This window comes from Pseudomonas sp. S8 (assembly GCF_050473925.1).
In the GTDB taxonomy this organism is placed as follows: Bacteria; Pseudomonadota; Gammaproteobacteria; order Pseudomonadales; family Pseudomonadaceae; genus Aquipseudomonas; species Aquipseudomonas parakoreensis.
Genome location: NZ_JBFDVZ010000016.1, coordinates 1,272,313 through 1,291,552 on the forward strand (window position 1 = coordinate 1,272,313; position 19,240 = coordinate 1,291,552).

Annotated in this window: 14 protein-coding genes; 7 read left to right on the forward strand and 7 right to left on the reverse strand. The window is 57.1% G+C overall.

Annotation, left to right across the window (positions count from 1 at the left end; translation table 11 throughout):
• Positions 1 to 35: 35 nt before the first annotated feature.
• The 4 genes from AB1J88_RS07000 to AB1J88_RS07015 all read right to left on the reverse strand — a co-directional run bounded on the left by AB1J88_RS07000 (position 36) and on the right by AB1J88_RS07015 (position 5,351).
• Entirely contained in the window at positions 36 to 1,538 is a 1,503-nt protein-coding gene (locus AB1J88_RS07000) for an aldehyde dehydrogenase (protein WP_430290607.1), read from the reverse strand.
• 46 nt (positions 1,539 to 1,584) lie between these two features.
• Positions 1,585 to 2,862: a carbohydrate porin gene (locus AB1J88_RS07005; protein WP_430290608.1), complete on the reverse strand. Its 1,278-nt coding sequence runs from the start codon at positions 2,860 to 2,862 to the stop codon at positions 1,585 to 1,587.
• Between the two features lie 124 nt (positions 2,863 to 2,986).
• On the reverse strand, positions 2,987 to 4,159 hold the full coding sequence (locus tag AB1J88_RS07010) for an iron-containing alcohol dehydrogenase (RefSeq protein WP_222019310.1): 1,173 nt from the start codon (positions 4,157 to 4,159) through the stop codon (positions 2,987 to 2,989).
• A 40-nt stretch (positions 4,160 to 4,199) separates the two neighbouring features.
• Positions 4,200 to 5,351 carry a glycerol dehydrogenase gene (locus AB1J88_RS07015; protein WP_222019309.1) on the reverse strand — a complete coding sequence of 384 codons (1,152 nt, stop codon included), beginning with the start codon at positions 5,349 to 5,351 and terminating at the stop codon, positions 4,200 to 4,202.
• 219 nt (positions 5,352 to 5,570) lie between these two features.
• Between AB1J88_RS07015 and AB1J88_RS07020 the strand changes: the two genes are divergently transcribed.
• From AB1J88_RS07020 to AB1J88_RS07050, 7 genes are all read left to right on the forward strand, one after another.
• Entirely contained in the window at positions 5,571 to 7,169 is a 1,599-nt protein-coding gene (locus AB1J88_RS07020) for a GMC family oxidoreductase (RefSeq protein ID WP_430290609.1), read from the forward strand.
• Positions 7,170 to 7,198: 29 nt separating this feature from the next.
• Positions 7,199 to 7,999 (forward strand): shikimate dehydrogenase family protein, encoded by an 801-nt coding sequence (locus AB1J88_RS07025; protein WP_430290610.1) that lies wholly within the window; start codon positions 7,199 to 7,201, stop codon positions 7,997 to 7,999.
• A 28-nt stretch (positions 8,000 to 8,027) separates the two neighbouring features.
• Positions 8,028 to 8,720, forward strand: a complete 693-nt coding sequence (locus AB1J88_RS07030) for an SDR family NAD(P)-dependent oxidoreductase (protein ID WP_222019306.1) — start codon at positions 8,028 to 8,030, stop codon at positions 8,718 to 8,720.
• A gap of 131 nt (positions 8,721 to 8,851) precedes the next feature.
• Positions 8,852 to 9,961 carry a glycerol dehydrogenase gene (locus AB1J88_RS07035; protein ID WP_222019305.1) on the forward strand — a complete coding sequence of 370 codons (1,110 nt, stop codon included), beginning with the start codon at positions 8,852 to 8,854 and terminating at the stop codon, positions 9,959 to 9,961.
• Positions 9,962 to 10,047: 86 nt separating this feature from the next.
• Positions 10,048 to 10,935 (forward strand): transketolase, encoded by an 888-nt coding sequence (locus AB1J88_RS07040; protein WP_430290611.1) that lies wholly within the window; start codon positions 10,048 to 10,050, stop codon positions 10,933 to 10,935.
• Between the two features lie 2 nt (positions 10,936 to 10,937).
• Entirely contained in the window at positions 10,938 to 11,918 is a 981-nt protein-coding gene (locus AB1J88_RS07045; protein ID WP_222019303.1) for a transketolase family protein, read from the forward strand.
• Positions 11,919 to 12,060: 142 nt separating this feature from the next.
• Positions 12,061 to 13,368 (forward strand): MFS transporter, encoded by a 1,308-nt coding sequence (locus AB1J88_RS07050; RefSeq protein ID WP_222019302.1) that lies wholly within the window; start codon positions 12,061 to 12,063, stop codon positions 13,366 to 13,368.
• Between the two features lie 62 nt (positions 13,369 to 13,430).
• Here AB1J88_RS07050 and AB1J88_RS07055 read toward each other — a convergent pair whose 3' ends face one another.
• The 3 genes from AB1J88_RS07055 to AB1J88_RS07065 are packed head-to-tail and all read right to left on the reverse strand — an operon-like array spanning position 13,431 to position 19,145.
• Positions 13,431 to 14,813 (reverse strand): efflux transporter outer membrane subunit, encoded by a 1,383-nt coding sequence (locus AB1J88_RS07055; RefSeq protein ID WP_430290613.1) that lies wholly within the window; start codon positions 14,811 to 14,813, stop codon positions 13,431 to 13,433.
• Entirely contained in the window at positions 14,806 to 17,988 is a 3,183-nt protein-coding gene (locus AB1J88_RS07060; RefSeq protein WP_430290614.1) for an efflux RND transporter permease subunit, read from the reverse strand. The genes AB1J88_RS07055 and AB1J88_RS07060 overlap by 8 nt, the downstream gene beginning before the upstream one ends.
• Complete coding sequence (locus AB1J88_RS07065) at positions 17,985 to 19,145, reverse strand: efflux RND transporter periplasmic adaptor subunit (RefSeq protein ID WP_430290615.1); 1,161 nt, start codon at positions 19,143 to 19,145, stop codon at positions 17,985 to 17,987. The genes AB1J88_RS07060 and AB1J88_RS07065 overlap by 4 nt, the downstream gene beginning before the upstream one ends.
• Positions 19,146 to 19,240: the final 95 nt, after the last annotated feature.

The following is a 19,240-nucleotide window of genomic DNA, read 5'->3' on the forward strand; positions in this document are numbered from 1 at the left end:
TCCAGTACGCTGATTTTGATCGGTGACGCGGTGGCTCAGGCCAGATCGATCCAGGCGGATTTGACTTCCGAGTACTTATCGAGAGCGTGCAACGAGCGGTCACGGCCATTGCCTGACTGTTTGTAGCCACCAAATGGCATGGTGATGTCGCCTCCATCGAAACAGTTGACCCAGACACTGCCGGCTCGTAAGGAGCGAATAATGGAGTGGGCGCGGTTCAGATCGCTGGTCCAAAGGCTGGCAGCCAGCCCATAAGGCGAGTCATTGGCGATGCGCACCGCGTCCAAGTGATCTTTGGCGTTAATCACCGAGAGTACCGGTCCAAAGATCTCTTCACGGGCGATGGTCATGTCGTTGGTGACGTTGTCGAAAATCGTAGGTGGGATGAAGAACCCATCAGCCAGTGCACCGCCAACACGCTCGCCCCCGAGGATGATTTGTGCACCCTCTTCGCTGCCTTTGCGGATGTAGCCGAGTACGCGATCCATTTGTGCGCGGTCAACCATTGCGCCTAATTGCGTCGCTGGATCCAGTGGGTCGCCCACAGCAATAGTGCGTGCGACCTTCAACACCTCGGCGAGAAACTCATTACGAATACCTTGCTCAACGATTAGCCGCGAGGGCGCCACGCAGACTTCGCCTTGATTGAAAAACATTGACCTAGCCGCCGTAGCCGCCGCTTTTTCCAGGTCATGACAGTCATTGAGAATGATGTTCGGCGTCTTGCCACCGCACTCCAACCACACGCGTTTCATGTTCGACTGTCCCGAGTACTGCAGGAACAGCTTTCCGACTTCACCGGAACCTGTGAACACCAGCGTATCGACGTCCATGTGCAGGCCCAACGCGCGGCCGGCAGTCGGACCAAATCCTGGCACAACGTTGAACACCCCAGGCGGAATGCCCGCTTGGACTGCCAGTTCGGCAATGCGCAAAGCCGTCAGTGGCGATTGTTCAGCGGGTTTCAAAATTACCGAGTTACCCATTGCCAGAGCCGGCGCGACTTTCCACATGGCCATTAGCATCGGGAAGTTCCATGGCGTTACGGCTGCCACCACACCGATGGCTTCTCGGGTAATCATGCCCAGTGCTCCAGGGCCTGAAGGGGCGATTTCGTCGTAGACCTTATCGCAGCACTCGGCATACCACTGCAGGCACTCAAGAACGGCATGCACATCGAACCCGTTGCTCTCGGACACCGGTTTACCCATGTCCAGGGTCTCAAGCAGCGCCAGTTCAGTCATGTGTTGCTCGAACAACGCAGCAAAACGCAACATGACTTTCTTGCGTTCCTTGGGCGCCAGTTGGGACCACACACCGCTATCAAATGCCCGGCGTGCGACCTTGACCGCGAGATCGACGTCTTCGGCTTGACAGGATGCAACCTGGTTCAACACCTGTCCGTTACGCGGGGAAATATTGGCGAATGTTTCGCCGCTGAGCGCGTCGACAAAATCGCCATCAATAAAGGCTTGCCCCGGCAAACTCAGAGTGGCGACGCGTTTTTGTACGGCAGCGATATCAACGAGGGTATTCATGGTATTGCTTCTCCTGTTGTAGTTTTTCGTAAAAACGACTGTCCCGCTAAAAACTGAATTCGGTTTTCAACCCGAACACCACCACACTCTTATCCCCGCTCAGGCCGCCAGGATTGACCACGTACTGCACATTGGGACGTAGCGTCAGCGCCGGTGTGATGTTGATGCCGTAGTACAACTCCATCGGGTATTCCGTATCCGGTGCTGCCGAGGCGTAGCCATTCGCCTGACTGATGCGCCTGGAAGAAAGTTCGTTAACCTCCAGGCGACCGATCGCTACGCCAATCTCATCTTGAGGACGGGTAGCAAAAGGCCCGCTGATAAATGCACCTAAGTGAAAGACTTTTTCCACGTAGGACACATCGCGATCCGATTGAATGAAGTTGGCGAACAGAGTCAGACTGCGAGTGCTGTTGTCGGGATCCTGATAGACCCGTTGCTCGGCCATGAGGTAATAACCGCTGGCCGAATCATGTTGCTCCGGCGAGTGACCGGTCAGGCCGATGGGCCGGCCATCAATGTCGTGGTAAACATCATTGAAGTCTCCGGTATTGCGCCAGATGCCTGCACGATAGCTGCCAGGCAAACCTTTCACTGTCGGAGTCCAGGCCAGTTCGCCGACCGCCAGATAGCCGGTGGTGCCAGGCGGACTACCAAAATTCAAACCTTGGGCGTTTTCAGAAAAGCGTGGATTGACCTGGTACAAAGATGCATTTAGCGACAAGTCATCGGTAAGCTTGCCCGCCACCACTGCTCCCCATTGGCTGACAGGCCAGGTGAACCAGTTGGGGGTGATGTAACCCGGCACCGTGCCGCAAAATGTCAGGTTCTGGAACTTGCAGGAAAACGGAAATACATCGCCACTCATGGGCAACCGGCCGAGCTTGACCATCAACCGATCATTCAATAACACCTGTTGATAATAGAACTGGACCAGTCGGGTAACGCTGCCGTAGCCGTAAATCTCCTGGGCAGCCAACAGCGTGTTCGTCCCGGCCTCGGCGCTGAGGTTTTCACCGTTTCGGTTGCTGAACGTCATGCGAAAACTGACGCCCTGCCAATCGAGCAACTTCTCCAAGTTGAAATTGCTGACAAACATCAGTTGATCGCTGTACGTACCTTTATGCTCTTGGCCGCCCTGAGTGTTGTAAGCAAGTTCGTTAACATAGGTCAGCTGGAAATCCACCCCTTGCTGATGCAAGCGGGTACGTTCACCACCCCAGTCTCCGAGAAGAAAGTTGTTCGGCGAATAACTTGAGGCATGAGCGCAAGGCAAAACACAGGCACCCAAAAGTCCAGCGACAACAATGGCGTTGTTGGTCATTCTTAGTGTTCCCGAAACTGTTTTATTGTTGGTTTTAGTGTTTTTCGAACATGCAGAGTCCAGTCGACCCAATGACTGGGCCGGCGCAACATCTGTTTTCAGAACGGCGTTAGAGCGATTTCGGCTAGAAACACATCCTCACAATTTCAGCGACTTCCTCTTTGTTGTTGATTTTCTTTGGGTGACAAGCCAGGTCTTGATTGAAACTGGTCCAGACAGTCTGGGCAAAATCATCCACCTGTTCCGGACGCAGTCCGTAACTGCGGAAGGTATCGGTAACTCCCAAGCTGGCGAACAATCGCTTGAGAATGTCCGGTAAACGCTGGGCACGATCACTCTCGGTCAGGTTCAGTGTCGAAGGTTCGAGAATCCCTGCAACTCGTGCAAACTTGTCGGTGCACACCGGCAATGTCCAGCCGACCACATGGGGGGTACTCGCTGCGACAGTACCGCCATGCGGGGCATCGGTCATCGCCCCTAATGGTTGGCCGAGTGCATGCGACACGGTCACTCCGGAACTGGCGATCGCCATGCCACCGAGGGTCGAAGCGAACGCCATCCCGGCGCGTGCTTCAAGATCGTCTCCATGCTGCACGCACCGCATTGCATTGGCAGCAAACAATCGAATTGCTTCCAGCGCCACCATCTCCACCCAGGGCGTACAGTGAATGCTGATAAAGGCTTCCAGCGCGTGACAGAAGGTGTCCACGGCAGTCAATGCGGTCAGTTTCGGTGGCTTCGACACGAGAATCAGAGGGTCAACCAAGGCCACATCGGGGTAGATGAATGGATTGACGATGGCGCATTTAAGCCCCAATTCCGGGTTGTTGATGACCGCAAACGGCGTAGCTTCAGTGCCGGTGCCTGACGTGGTTGGCACAACTAGCAACGGCAGGCCACGGCTTTGCGGACGGGTGACAGTTTCACCCAGGCGTTCGGTGTAATCCCAGCAGTGACCGCCGTGCACAGCAATGAATGCAACAGCCTTGGCGGAGTCGATGGCGCTGCCGCCACCCACTGCCACTACTACGTCGCAACCTGTCTCATGCACCAATGCCACTGCATGATCGATCGTGGTGTGCCTGGGATTGGGCACAATGTCGTAAAAGTCGATAAAACCGATGCCGCGCTCAACGAGACTACCGGTGATTTGCGCCACTAGATCACTGCCCTGAAGAAACGGATCAATCATCAGGAAAACCATTTTTCCGAACGGCTCTACCTTTTCCCCAACGTGTTTGATCGCCCCAACCTGAAAATCCAAAGTCAGCGGCAGACTTGCCTGAAAAGCTTTCATCAGCTCACCCTTCGTTTATGAAGTTGCACTAAAAATGGCATCAGCCAGCCAGTAGCGATCCACCTTCTTTATAGAGACGGCCTAGGTCGCTAGCGCAGATCAGCGCTGCTTTCATTTCATCAAAGGTGACTTCGAACGGTTCGACCTTGCTGGTCTGGCCGGGATCAGAGGCGGTACGTGCCACGCTGTCGAGTTCATCCGGGGTGATATCGGCCAATCCGAGATCATCGAACGTCACGGGCAAGCCTACGCTCAGGCAAAACCTCAAAACGGCATCCAGTTCACGACTGGACTTACCTTCGAGCACTAACATCACCAGTGTGCCGAACGCTACGTATTCACCGTGGTACATCGTTGCCCGACGGCCCAGCTCACTGAACCCGCAATAGACTGCGTGAGCGGTAGCGACGCCATTGCTTTCAAAACCAATACCACTCATGAGAGCGTTGGCTTCCACCACTCGGTTAAAAGCCTTGGTCACACACTTGTGTTCTGCTGCGCGTCGGGCTTGCAGGCCGTCTTGCAGTAACACCCGATAACACAGCTCGGCAATCGCCATGGACGTCTGCGTCGCTTTGGCGTGGCAAGCACCCTCCTCCATCCCTGAGTCCGCGTTACCGAGAAAATTATCGCGGTCAGCCTCTACGCAAGTGCGGGCCTCGAAATAAGTCGACAGCGCGTCGCCCATTCCGGCCACTAAAAGTCTTACGGGTGCCTGCGCAATGATCCAGGTATCAACCACCACCACATCCGGGCTGCGCTCATAAAAGACTACGTCATCAAAGGCCCCCGTCTCGGTGTACAGCACCGAAAGAGAGCTGGTGGGTGCATCGTTGGAGACAACGGTGGGGACGATGCACAGTGGCAGCTTGCGCTGATTGGCGACAGCCTTGGCGATATCAATCACTTTGCCTCCACCAACTCCGACTACGCCGTCGCATTCGAGCCTACGCGTCTGCGTAGTCAGCCGTTGAATCTCCTGGCGTGTTACTTCTCCAGAAAATATTTCGAAGTGAAGCTCAGTCTTAGTATTCGCGAACTGGGTAATCAACGCTTGATACAGGCTGTCGAGACGGCCCTGCGTGGTGATTACCATCAACCGCCGACCAAACCAGGCCACATGCATTTGCAATCGGTCGAGTTCTTTGTAGCCCTGGATGTAACGGCCGGGCGCAGCAAACATTTGGGTCATGTCATCGTCATCCTGGCCTCGTCATGGAGGCTTTTTGTTATTGCTTTGAGGACGTGGTCGACCAAATACGCATCGACTGATGGATGATATATCATGTTTTATATTTTGCTACCAAGCCCTTTTTACAACCTCAGTCACGCAAAAAACACCGATTGACGATCACCCGGACGGAAGATATATGATGTATGAAAATAAGAACAACACTGTTCGGAGAAAGGCATGCACGATTACATTGTCATTGGTGGTGGCTCCGCAGGCTGTGCGCTGACCGGCCGACTGATCGAGGCCGGCGCCTCGGTTCTACTGATCGAGGCAGGGCCGCGCGATACCCATCCACTGATCCACATCCCTGCCGGGTTCACCAGATTGCTCTCAAGCTCCCTGCTATCGCGTCACGAAACTCAACCGCAGACCACAATGGATGGACGCACGCGCATCTTGCCGCAAGGCCGTGTCCTGGGCGGTGGCAGTTCGGTCAATGCGTTGATTTATATTCGTGGACAACAGGAGGATTACAACGAATGGGCCAGCAGCGGCTGCGAAGGCTGGTCCTATCGTGACGTGCTGCCCTACTTCAAGCGCGCCGAGGACAACGAACGTTTCGACAATCATTACCACGCCACCGGTGGCCCTCTGGGTGTTTCGGACTTGAAGCAAGTGTGTGAGTTGTCCCGAGGATTCGTACGTGCCGCGCAACAGGTCGGAATTCCCTTCACGTCGGACTTCAATGGCGAGCGCCAGAATGGGGTCGGCTTCAACCAGATCACTGCCCGAAACAATCGGCGTTGCAGTGCTGCCGTGGCCTACCTGCGCACTGCTGAAAAGTCTGGGCGATTGACCCTCATCACCAACGCCACGGTGCAGCGAATCTTACTTGAAGGCAAGCGGGCCATAGGCGTCGAATACATCCAAAAAGGTCGAGTGGTGCAGGTTCATGGCAGCAAGGAAATAATCCTCAGTGCTGGGGCAATCCAGTCACCGAAACTGTTGATGCTCTCTGGCATAGGTCCCGCCTGGGAACTCGATCGCCACGGCATCGCTCTGCGCCACGAGTTGTCTGGTGTGGGCCAAAATCTGCAGGATCACGCGGAAGTAGGGGCCATCGCCTATTGCCATGGTCGCTATGGCTACTACGGTCAGGACAGCACGCTCAACACGCTCAAGAACGGCCTGCAATACCTGATGTTCAACAGTGGCCCTGTGGGTTCGAATGTCACCGAAGCTTGCGCATTCATCAACACTGACAACGCAGCAGCTCGCCCCAATGCACAGATGCACTTTGTGCCTATTGTGTTCTTCGACCTCGATCAGGAAGCCATCAAGAAACCTGGCGCAACTATCAATACCTGCGTATTGCGACCCATGAGCCGTGGCGAGATTCGCCTGCGGTCGAGCGACGCAACCAGCGCGCCTGTGGTTGATCCACGTTATTTCGCCCATCCCGAAGACCGCCGCATCGCCATCAAGGGCCTGAGCCTGGCACGGGAAATTCTTGGTCAGCCGGCCATGCGCCAATACACCGGCGAAGAGATCTTCCCAGGCCCGAGCGTACGCAGCGATGAAGCCTTGCTGAGCTACATCAACCAACGCGCCAAGACCGTCTACCACCCGGTCGGAACCTGCAAGATGGGCTGCGATGACATGGCAGTGGTCGATCCGGAACTGCGGGTACATGGCTTGCACAATTTGCGGGTGGTAGATGCCTCCATCATGCCTAACCTGATCTCCGGTAACACCAACGCCCCATCGATCATGATCGGCGAAAAAGCGGCTGACATGATCCTGGGCCGCGATGCACTGCGCGCGGCCAGTGCCTGATCCCCCCCCTTTGAACGAAGGAGTGTTACATGCCTATCAGCGGTAAAACCCGGGTTGTAGTCCATCTGACCTACCCCGCCAAACATTTGCGTACACCTGAGTTCTTCAATCCGCTACTGGAACGACTCGGCATCGACGGAGTGCTTGTGCCCTGGGAAGTCTCGCCGGCCAAGCTCGCTACGGCCTGGGAAGGCTTGCGCGCAATCGAGAACCTGGCGGGAGTCATTGTCACCGTTCCGCACAAACTGGAGGTCGCCAAATTGTGCGATGAACTACACGGTACTGCTCGCCTGCTGAATGTATGCAATGTCGCCAAGCGAATGCCGGATGGACGCTTCAGCGGGCGCATGTTTGATGGTGACGGCTTCGTTGCCGGACTAAAAAAACAGGGCCACGACTTGCGCAACAAAAGAATTCTTCTGCTCGGTGCAGGAGGCGCTGCAACCGGCATTGCCCATGCCTTACTGGCTGAAGATATCCAGGCGTTGGTTATCAGCAATCGGACACCAGGAAAAGCCGAAGCTCTGGCCGCAGAGCTGCAGCAGATGTTCCGGTTACGACAAGTCAGCGCTGGACCTGCTGACGCCAGTGGTTTTGATGTCGTGATCAACGGAACGGCCCTTGGTCTCAAATCTGATGATCCAATGCCACTACCGGTCGAAACGCTGGCCCCTGGGACAGTGGTCGGTGAGGTCGTAATGAATCCTGACATCACCCCACTGTTGAGCGCGGCTGCTGAGCGCGGCTGCGTGATTCACAAAGGCGCGCACATGATCACTGGTCAGATCGACTTGCTCGCCGCTTTTCTGTTTTCCCAATCAGGCGTTTAGAACGCCCCTCCAACCCGAAGGAACAACCATGAAAAAAACTGCAATCGTGACCGGCGGCGGTTCCGGCATCGGCCTTGCCACTGCGCAACGCCTGCTCGCTGACGGCTTCGACGTGTACACCCTTGGCCTCGGCGAGCCGGAGCAGCAAATCGACGGGGTTCATTACCAAGAGCTAGACGTGACGAGCGACGAAGCGGTGAGCCGATTTTTCGCACAGTTCGAGCGCGTCGATGCGGTCGTCAATGCTGCCGGCGTCATCGATCACAACCGCGAGTGGGAGATTGAAGGATTCAGCGGTGTGATGGATGTCAACCTCACCGCGGTATTGCGAATTACCAATGCCGCCCTGCCCGGGTTGAAAGCGGCTCGAGGAGCGGTGGTGAACTTTGCATCAATGTGGGGACTTTTTGGATCGGCCAAAACACCAGCATATGCATCGAGTAAAGCCGCCATCAGCGAATTGACACGTTGCATGGCGGTTGCGTGGGCAACGGATGGCGTACGGGCAAACGCCGTGGCGCCGGGCTGGATTCTGACCAACTTGTCGCGCCGCGCGTTCGAAGATCCCGGCCGTTCCGAAGGCATCATGGCGCGCATCCCCATGAAAGCCTGGGGCGCCCCGGAAGACGTGGCCGATGTGATCGCCTTCCTGGTCTCGGATAAAGCGCGCTATGTCACAGGGACGACGTTGCCGGTAGACGGCGGATATTCCATCGCCTGAATCGCAACGAGTCGATTGAGCGCTTGACCGTCAAAAAACATGATATATCATGCATCACTATAAGATCGAGTGCTCGGCGTTCTCCCTGCCGAGCCCCGAACAACAATAAGCAGGCAAGTGAGAGGTGCTGAATGAATCTGGTTTTCGGCTCGCCCGGACGCTATGTCCAGGGCACTGAAGTGCTCGCTCAGGCGGGTGCCTACCTGGCGCAATGTGGGCGTCGCGCCGTGGTGGTGATTGATAGTTATGTGCTGGGCCTGATCCGCCAACGACTCGATGAGTCTTGTGCCCAGGTACAAGTCGAGTTGCACTACATCACTTTCGACGGTGAGATAACCGCCGACGGTATCGCGGGTCTGCGGGCTGCTGCCGCAAATATCGAATTCGAGATGATCCTGGCCGTCGGCGGTGGCAAGTGCATCGACGCCGGCAAAGCCCTCGCTCACACTACGGGTCGCGCCCTCATCACCATGCCTACGGTGGCCTCCAACGACGCACCCACATCAAAAAACTATGTGATCTACGACGAACATCACCAACTCAGTGAAGTTGGCCACTTGCCGGTCAGCCCACGCTATGTGCTGGTAGATACCTCGCTGATTGCCCAGGCGCCGCGTTCGTTTCTGCTGGCTGGCATTGCCGATGCCCTGACCAAAAAATTCGAAGCCGAGCAGTGCTACAAAGCGGCGGGCGTGAACATGTTCGGCGCCCGTCCGGCGTTGTCCGGATTGGTGTTGGCGCGTGAGTGTTATCAGGTCATTCGTCGACATGCAGAATCGGCTCTGGCTCTGGCCGGCACTGGCGAGGTGACAGTTGCCTTCGATCACTTGATTGAAGCAGTACTACTGATGAGTGGCCTGGGGTTCGAAAGCGGTGGTTTGTCCATCGCCCATGCGATGACCCGTGGCTTGTCGAAAGTCTCTGGCGCACAGCTGCAAGTCCATGGCTGGCAAGTAGCGTATGGCCTGTTGGTGCAGTTGGTGCTGGAAGACCGCGATGCTGAGCTTATGGGCGACATGTTGAGCTTCTATCAACGAATAGGCCTGCCCCGTAATTTGTCGGAGCTGGGTGTGATCGAGATCAACGACGCATTGCTCAGGCAAGTCGCCGAACCTGCCTTGAATGCCCCACACGCGAAAAATTTCGTTTCGGACTCAGGCGACGCATTGACCTGCGACGAACTGATTGCAGCCATGCGCGCACTCGAAGGGTTGACCCATTGGTCACCACCCCCCGCCTGAAAAAATCATAACCACACCATTGAAGATCAACCCGCACCACTGATTTTCGACTTCAACAACTACATGCCTGTGAAATGGAGGTAGAGATGTCTACGCCCCGCGAAACGCTAGAACAGTGGAAGGCCAGCAATTTTGTGCCGTCCTCCGATACCGTCACCAAGCTCAAGGAACGAGCGAAATTTGTTCGCCTGGAAACCATACGCCTGATTGAAATCGCCAAAACCGGCCATTACACGTCGGTGTTCTCCGCCGCTGAATTATTTTCCGCACTGTACTACGACGTCATGACGATCCGCCCCGAAGAACCAAAGTGGCCAGGGCGCGACCGATTTCTGATGGGCAAAGGCCATGCTGCAGTCGGCCAGTTCCCGATTCTGGCAGACCTCGGTGTCTTTCCCAATGAATGGCTCGATGAATACACCCGCCTGGGCAGCCCTCTGGGCGATCACCCTGACATGCGCAAAGTACCCGGCATCGACTTCTCTTCCGGCTCCATTGGCCATGCGCTCTCTGGAGGTCTGGGCATGTGCCTTGCCCAACGTTTCACCGGCGAAGTCTACGACGTGTTCGTCATGCTCGGAGACGGCGAAATGCAGGAAGGCCAAGTCTGGGAAGCTGCGATGAGTGCGGCCCACCACAAAACCAAGCACTTGATCGCCATCGTCGACCGCAACGGCTTCCAACTCGACGGTCAGGTCGATGACGTAATCGGCATAGAGCCGCTTGACGAAAAATGGCGTGCATTCGGTTGGGAGGTACATGTCATCGATGGCCACAACATAGCTGAAGTGACCGAAACCCTACGTCGTGTGAAAGCCGATGAAAACCGCGACAAACCGGTGTGCATCATCGCCAAGACCGTCAAAGGCAAAGGGGTTTCCTACATGGAAACCGAACCAGGCTGGCATCTCGGTTATCTCGACCCGGAAGACGCCAAACGCGCTATCGCAGAAATTGAAGCCACGGAGATCTGAACATGAACGCCCCTCTTTCCCCCAATTCCTGGCAGTACCGTGGCCTCAACGCACTCAACCCGGGCCTGTCGTATTTGTCTGATGCGTTGATTGAACTGACCGAGGCCGGTTATCCGGTGATGGCCGGCTCAGCGGACTTGCAGTATTCCAACGGATTGAACAAGTTTGCCAGCCGTTTTCCGGAGCGCTATCTGCAGTTCGGTATCTCGGAGCAAAACATGGTGACGGCTGCTGCTGGTCTGGCCACGTGTGGTGTGATGCCGTTCGTGGCGACCTTTGCCTCGTTTCTCGGCCTGCTGTGCTGCGAGCAGATTCGAATGGACGTCGCCTATTCGGCGCAACCGGTACGCCTGATCGGTCACCACACCGGTATATCGCTGGGTTTCTACGGCACCTCGCACCATGCTACCGAAGACATCGCCACCATGCGTTCGATTGCTGATCTGGCTGTGGTTTCACCGGCGGACGGCCCACAATTGGTAGCGGCGATCAAAGCCTCGGCCACCTATGACAAGCCTGTGTACTTCCGTATTGGTCGCGGTCGTGACCCGATCATTTACGAGGACGGCATAGTCTTTGAGTTTGGCAAGGCGCATGAGCATTTCCAAGGTGAAGAACTGACGATCATCGCCTGCGGCATCACTGTACATCCGGCACTCGCAGCGGCTCGCAAACTGAATGCAGAGGGCCGTTCGGTGGGCGTGATCGACATGGCTTCGATCAAACCGATTGACCGCGATGCCATCCTGCGTGCCGCTGCCCGCAGCAAACGCATGATGACCGTCGAAGAGCACAACGTGCTGGGTGGTCTGGGTGCTGCGGTAGCAGAGGTCCTGGCGGACGAAGGCGTCGGCGTAAAGCTCAAGCGTCACGGTATCTACGACGAGTACAGCCTTATCGCTCCACCCACGCACTTGTACCAGCACTACAAACTCGACGCCGCCGGCATCGAAGAAGTGGCGCTGGCGCACCTCAACGCCTGACCTTTGCGCTGTGGGGGCGTGCCTTCCCGCTCCCACAGCGGATCCTCACCGCACTGGAGCATGCGTTCTTTCAGGGAGATTCACGCAAAAACCAGCGTCACCCGCCACGCCCCGTGGCAGATGAAACATCTCGGAGCCAACAATGAATAACATTACCGAGACCTGGTCCGAACAATCCGTCGGACAAGGTAATACACGCAAGTCTTTACGTAGAAAATCGTTGCTAGCCACCGGCGTCGGCAACTTGCTGGAGTGGTTCGATTGGACAATCTATACCGTCGCTTCGGTCTACATCGCCGCGGCACTCTTTGATAAAAGCAACGCGACTTCGGCCTTGCTCAATACCTTGGCGGTGTTTGCTGCGGGGTTCTTGTTGCGGCCGATCGGCGGCATTTTCTTTGGCGTTCTCGCCGACAGGCTCGGCAGACGCGTGGTGTTGCTCAGCACCATGTTGCTGATGGCCGGCGCCAGCTTGTTGATCGCCTTCATACCCTCCTACGGGTCCATTGGCAGCTGGGCATCGGCACTCTTATTGTTGGCAAGGCTGATCCAGGGCTTTGCCCACGGTGGAGAAACCACTACTTCCTACGCCTATATCGCCGAAATCGCCCCGCCCAAACGCCGTGGTCTGTGGTCGAGCACGGTATTTCTGGCAGTAGGTTCCGGATCGTTGCTGGCGACGTTCTACATGGCACTGCTCACGTCAGTGCTGTCCGTCAGTGAAATGCAGGAATGGGGCTGGCGCGTTCCTTTTGCCACGGGAGGCCTGCTGGCTGTGTTTGCCTTGTGGTTACGCCGCAATATGATGGAAAGCGAGCATAGTCCCAGTGCTGGCAGCCAATCGGCATCGCCCGCCTGGAGTCGCGGCAAGGTCATCCAGCATGGCATCCGGTTGTTTCTCTATGAGGCCGGCGCCACCTTGACTTACTACACCTGGGTGACCTCCGCCTCGATCTACGCGATCAGCGTAAAGGGCATGGACCCACGCAGTGCGTTCACGATGAGCTGCATTGCACAAGTCATTTATCTGGTATTCCTGCCTATTTCAGGATGGATCTCGGATCAATGGGGGCGCAAGATTTCCGCACTGATATCGTTACTCGGGATTGCCGCCACACTGTTCCCGCTGTGGGGGTTGATCTCCAGTGAGCCCTGGACCTTGATGGTGGCGCAAACCGCTGGCCTGCTGCTCGTGGGTTTCATTACCGGGTGCAAACCGGCATCGATTTCAGAGCAGATCCCGACCCGCTACCGCACCCGGATGTTCGGCGTGTGTATCTCATTGGGCGTCGCGGTGTTTGGCGGGACGGCATCTTATCTGACGACCTGGCTGTATTCAGAGAACATGGGCTGGATGTTCAACATCTATCTGATTGTGGTTGCCATCATCGCCAGTGCTGTCGTACTGATGTGGAAAAACAACCACGGCGTACCGATCGACAAAATCTGAAGCATAAAACCTGTGGGATCGAACCGACTCCCACAGGTCTTTTCAGCGTTGTCCGGCGCAGATCAGCCGCCCAACGCATTCACCATCGCCGCCTGATTCTGCCATTGCGCCGTCTTGACCTGGGACAGCGCATTTTGCGCTGCCAGTTGCACACGCTGGGCCTGAAGTACATCCAGGAACGGCGTTTCCCCAGCCTGCCAGGCGCGCTTGATTTGCTCGGCAGCAGAGCTGGCCTGACTGGCTGCACTCGCCAGATAGGCCTGCCGTTCGGCATTGCGCTGAGCCGTAGCCAACGCTGACTCCACCTCGGACACTGCCGTCAGCACCGTGCGCCGATAACTCAACAGCGCCTGCCGCGCTTCGGCATCCCGCAGATCGACAACGCTGCGCCGACGTCCGCCATCGAACACCGGCGCGCTGGCATTCACACCGGCCAGCCAGAACGTAGAACTCGCCAGGTTGGCAGCACTCACCCCATCAATCAAAGAGCCCAGCGCCGCATCCAGGCTCAATCGCGGCATCAGATCTGCCCTGGCCACCCCGACCCGTGCATAAGCTGCAATCACACGAGCTTCGGAAGCCCGGATATCCGGGCGCCTGCGCAGCAGATCCGGTGGCGTACCTGCACCCGGCAACACTACCGTCGACAACCTCGCCGGGCTGTCCTTGAACTGCTGATACAGCTTCTCTGTCGGTTGGGCCAACAGCACCGATAACCGATGCAGCGAGCGTTGCCAATTCAGTTGCAGAGCTGGCACTTGGGCAGCCGTCGAGTCTGATTGCGAACGAGCACGCAACACATCCGCTTCCGGGCTGTCACCTGCCGCATACAACTGCTCGGTCAACTGCAGGGTTTCGGCCTGACTGGCCGCGCTTTGCTTGACGATCGCGAGACGCTCTTCGAAGCCACGCGCCTCGGCGTAGGCCTGAACCACTTCGGTAATCAACGCCACCCGCACGCCGCGTGCCTCCTCTTCGGTGGCGTTGAGGTCGGCGTCGGCAGCGCGCACTCCTTCGCGGATGCGGCCAAACAGGTCGACTTCCCACGCAGCACCCAAGCCGATCGAGGCCGGCTCGGTAATCAGCGAGTCACTGAAGCCTGCTTGGTCAGCGGAGATCCGCTGACGTGCCGCACCCCCGGTCAATTCAACCTGCGGACTGCCCGAAGCCCCAGCGACATTGCGCAGTGTCCGGCCTGCATCGATCCGCGCCAGAGCCATCTGCAAATCAAGGTTTTCACTTACCGCGCGCTCCACCAGACGATTGAGCAACGGGTCCTGATACTGCGTCCACCACCGCTCACTCACGCTGACAGGTTCGGCCGTCTGAGCATTGACGTATCGCTCGACCAGCATCTTCGACTCGGGCGGCATGACCGGCGACGCACACGCACTCAGCAGCGCGACCCCCATCATCAGCCCGGTTACACGAAAAGAGTTATTCATCAGCCGCACCTCGTTCTGAATGAATGGATCGACCAGGTACGTGACGCTCGCCACCGGCCAGACGACGGATCAGCACATAGAAAACCGGCGTGAACAGCAGCCCAAACAGCGTGACTCCGATCATCCCGAAAAACACCGCCGCCCCCACTGCCTGACGCATTTCCGAACCAGCACCCTCGGACATCACCAAGGGCAGCACGCCGAGTACAAAAGCCAGAGAAGTCATCAGGATCGGTCGCAGACGCAGGCGACAGGCTTCAACCACTGCTTCGACGATTCCCTGCCCTTCTTTCTCTTGTTGACGTGCGACCTCGACAATGAGAATCGCGTTTTTTGCCGCCAATCCCACGAGGACGATGAAACCGATCTGGGTAAGAATATTGATGTCCAGTCCCATCAGCCGCACGCCTCCGGCAGCCGCGAGCAGACACATCGGCACGATGAGCAGGATCGACAGCGGCAGGCTCCAGCTGCCGTACTGCGCCGCCAGCACCAGGTACACGAAGATCACACACAGTGGGAATACCAAAAGCCCCATATTTCCCGCAGTGGTCTGCTGGTAACTGAGATCGGTCCACTGATAGGTGATACCGGCTGGCAGCGTATCTTTAGCCAGGCGTTCCATAGTCTTGATACCAAACTCCGACCCCAGGCCCGGCAAGGTATCGCCGTTGATTTCCGCCGTCGGGAACAAGTTGTAGCGTGGGAATCGCTCCACTCCCAGCGCTTCATGCAAGCGGGTGACACTGGCGATCGGCACCATTTTCCCTGCATCGTTGCGCACCTTGACGCGAGCCAGATCCTCCGGCGTGACGCGGTAAGGCAAGTCGGCCTGCGCGGTCACGCGATAGGTACGACCGACGAGGTTGAAGTCGTTGATGTAGGACGACCCGAAGTAGGTCTCGATTGCCTGGTTGATCTGGCTGCTGGGCACACCAAGCATTTCGGCGCGCTCACGGTCCAGTTCGACGAACACCTGTGGTGTCCGGGCCGAGAATGGTGAGTAGACCCCTGTCATGCCCTCCGTGGCATTCGCGGCGGCGATCAGGTCATCGGTTGCTTTGGCCAAGGCTTCGGTTCCTAGCCCGGCGGTGTCTTGCAATCGCATGGAGAAACCACCGGTGCTGCCCAACCCTTGAACGGGTGGTGGTGTCGCGACGATGACCGTTGCACCGCTGACTACCTTCAAGCGTTCACGCAAGTCTTCGGCGATCCTGTCCGACGTCAATCCGTGCAACTTGCGTTCTGACCAGGGCTGGAACACGGGCGCCAGACCCGCCGAGTTCGATGAGCTGGTACCGGTGACCATCGAGAAACCGGAGAAGGTCGGCACCCGATCAACCCCTGGCACTTCAAGAGCAATCGCTTCGATCTGTTGAGAGATTTCGTTGGTACGCTCCAGCGACGCACCGTCAGGCAATTGCACGATGACCACCAGATAACCGCGATCCTGAATCGGGATAAAACCCTTTGGCGTCGACACCAACAAGTAAGCGGTGGCGGCAATCAGCACCGCGTATATCGACAGCATCAACGGGGTTTTTGCCAACAGCGCACGTACGCTGCCGGCATAACTCGATGACAGTTTCAGGAAGCCATTGTTGAACCCGTCGGCCGCTCGCTTGAACAGACCGGATAAACCTGTTTTCTGCGTACCATGCGCCTTGGGGTCATGAGGGCGCAGGATCATCGCCGCCAGAGCTGGCGACAATGTCACCGAATTGAATAGAGAAATCGCCGTGGCGACCGCGATGGTAATCCCGAACTGACGGAAGAATTCTCCGGAAATGCCCGGAATGAACGCCGTCGGAATAAACACCGCACACAGTACCAGCGTGATCGCAATCAACGCCCCGCCAATCTCCTGCATGGTAACGATGGTCGCCTCCAGCGGGCTCTTGCCATCGGCCAGATGCCGCTCGACGTTTTCCACCACAACGATGGCGTTATCGACCACGATCCCCACAGCCAGCACCAGTCCGAAAAGGGTCAGGTTGTTGATCGAGTAACCGAGCATCGCCATGACCGCAAATGTACCCACCAACGATACCGGAATCGCCAGGATCGGAATGATCGAGGGCCGCCAGCCTTGCAGGAACACCAAGATCACCAGCACCACGAGAATCACCGCCTCGTAGATGGTCTTACCCAGCTCGCCGATGCTATCGGCGATAAACGCGGTCGGGTTATAGCCGATGCTGTATTCAATGCCGTCGGGGAAGTCCTTGCCGATTTTCTCCATGGTTTCCTCTACTACTTTCATCGTCGCCAACGCATTGGCGCCCGGACGCTGCAACACTTGCAGGCCGATGGCCGGGTTGCGCAGGTAGTAGGTGTTGTTGACGTATGCCAATCCGGCGATTTCCGTGCGTGCGACGTCCTTGAGCCGCACCAGACGCCCCGCATCCCCGGACTTGAGGACGATGTTGTCGAAGTCGGATGGCTCCTTCAGTCGCCCCTCGAAAATCAGGTTCGGCTGAAAGGCTTGAGACGCCACCGGTGGCTGAGCGATGACACCACCCGCCACTTGGGTGTTTTGCGCTCGTACCGCAGCGATGATGTCGGCCGGGGTCAGATTGAACGCGGCCACACGCTCCGGATCAAGCCAGATGCGCATCGAGTATTCGCGCGCACCCAATGGATTGATATCGCCGACCCCGTCAATGCGTTTAAGGACATCCGCCACGCTACGAATTGCAAAGTTCGAAATGTAGAGCTGGTCGTAAGTACCTTTGGGCGAGGAAATGAAGATCGTCGAAAGCTGCGTAGGTGAAGACTTTCGTACCGTCACACCACTGCGCTGTACCGGTTCCGGCAAGCGTGGCGTGGCCAGTGCGACACGGTTCTGCACCAGCACTTGTGCCTTGTCGACATCGGTGCCGCTCTTGAAGGTCACGGTCAGGTTGAGACTGCCATCGGACGTAGCCTGGCTATACATGTAGAGCATGTCTTCGACGCCGTTGACCTCCTGCTCGATGGGGATCGCCAGCGTTTCAGCCACGGTCTGCGCCGAAGCGCCGGGATAAGTGGCGGTCACCACGACGGTGGGCGGTGCGATATCCGGGTACTCGGATGTCGGCAGAACCAGATAGGCCAGTCCGCCGACAATCATCAAGACGATTGAAAGCACAATCGCCAGCACCGGTTGCTCGATGGAGGTACGTCCCAGGCTCATAGTGGCGCCCCTTGGCTATCAGCAGTGTTCGCCACCGTTGCCAACTGGCGCTCCTGTGCGGTCGCAGTGTCGCCGGTACGCACGCGTTGGAGACCGTCGACGATTACCCGGTCCTGTTCCTGCAAGCCGCTGACGATTTCACGCAAACCGTTATGCAGTTTGCCGAGGGTGACCGGGCGGATTTCTACTTTGTTTAGTGGGTTGAGTACGTACACAACCTTGCGGGTCGCGTCGACGCCGATCGCTGTGTCCGGCAGCAATAGCGCCGGGTACGGCGCCTGACTGGAGAACTGCACGCGGCCGAATTGCCCTGGGCTCAAACGCAGGTCACGGTTGCTGACGCGAGCGCGCTGGCGCAGGGTGCCAGTGGCGGTATCGAGGCGGTTGTCGATGAAGTCCATGTGCCCGGTCATGCTCGGCTCGACCTCGCTGGGCAAGGCGATCCGCACTTGACTCTGATTGGTGCTGGCCGTTGGCTGACGCCGGTATTTGAGGTAGCTCTGCTCATCAATATCGAAGTAGATGTCGATCGGATCGAGCGAAACGATGGTGGTCAACAGTGTCGCGTTACTGTTGCCGCCGTTGACCAGATTGCCCTCACTGATCAGCTTGCGACTGATACGTCCGCTCATGGGGGCGATGATACGGGTGAATTCCAGATCCAGCTTGGCATTACTCAGCGCACCTTCGGCGCTCAATACCTCAGCCTGCGCGGCTTGGCGCGCTTGCAGACGCTGATCATAAAGGCTGCGGGCAATGGTTTTCGATTCGATCAAAACATTGGCGCGCGCAAATTCCTGCTCGGCGAGCGCCAATTGCGAACGCACTTGGGCGAGTTTGCCTTGAGCCTGCACTACGGCTGCCTGAAACGAGCGCGAGTCGATCACGAACAACAAGTCTCCCTTCTTGACGAAGGCGCCGTCCTGGAACGCGACTTTCTCCAGATATCCGCTGACTCGTGAACGCACGTCCACCGAATCGGTGGCCTCGAAACGGCCGGTGAAACTGTCCCAGTCGGTGATCACCGATTGGACTGGCTTGCTGACGGTGACACTCGGGACTGCCGGTGCCTGACTGGCCGGATCCGGTCCGCAACCACTGAGGGCCGCAGCCAGCGCCAGGCTTAATGCCGACACCGCCACACCTTTTAATAACATTGAATTCAATTGTGTATTCTCCGCAGTTGGCCATTGAATGCACTGCATCCGATGGACAGACAGATAACTGAGCTGTAATTCGAGCGAGGTAATAG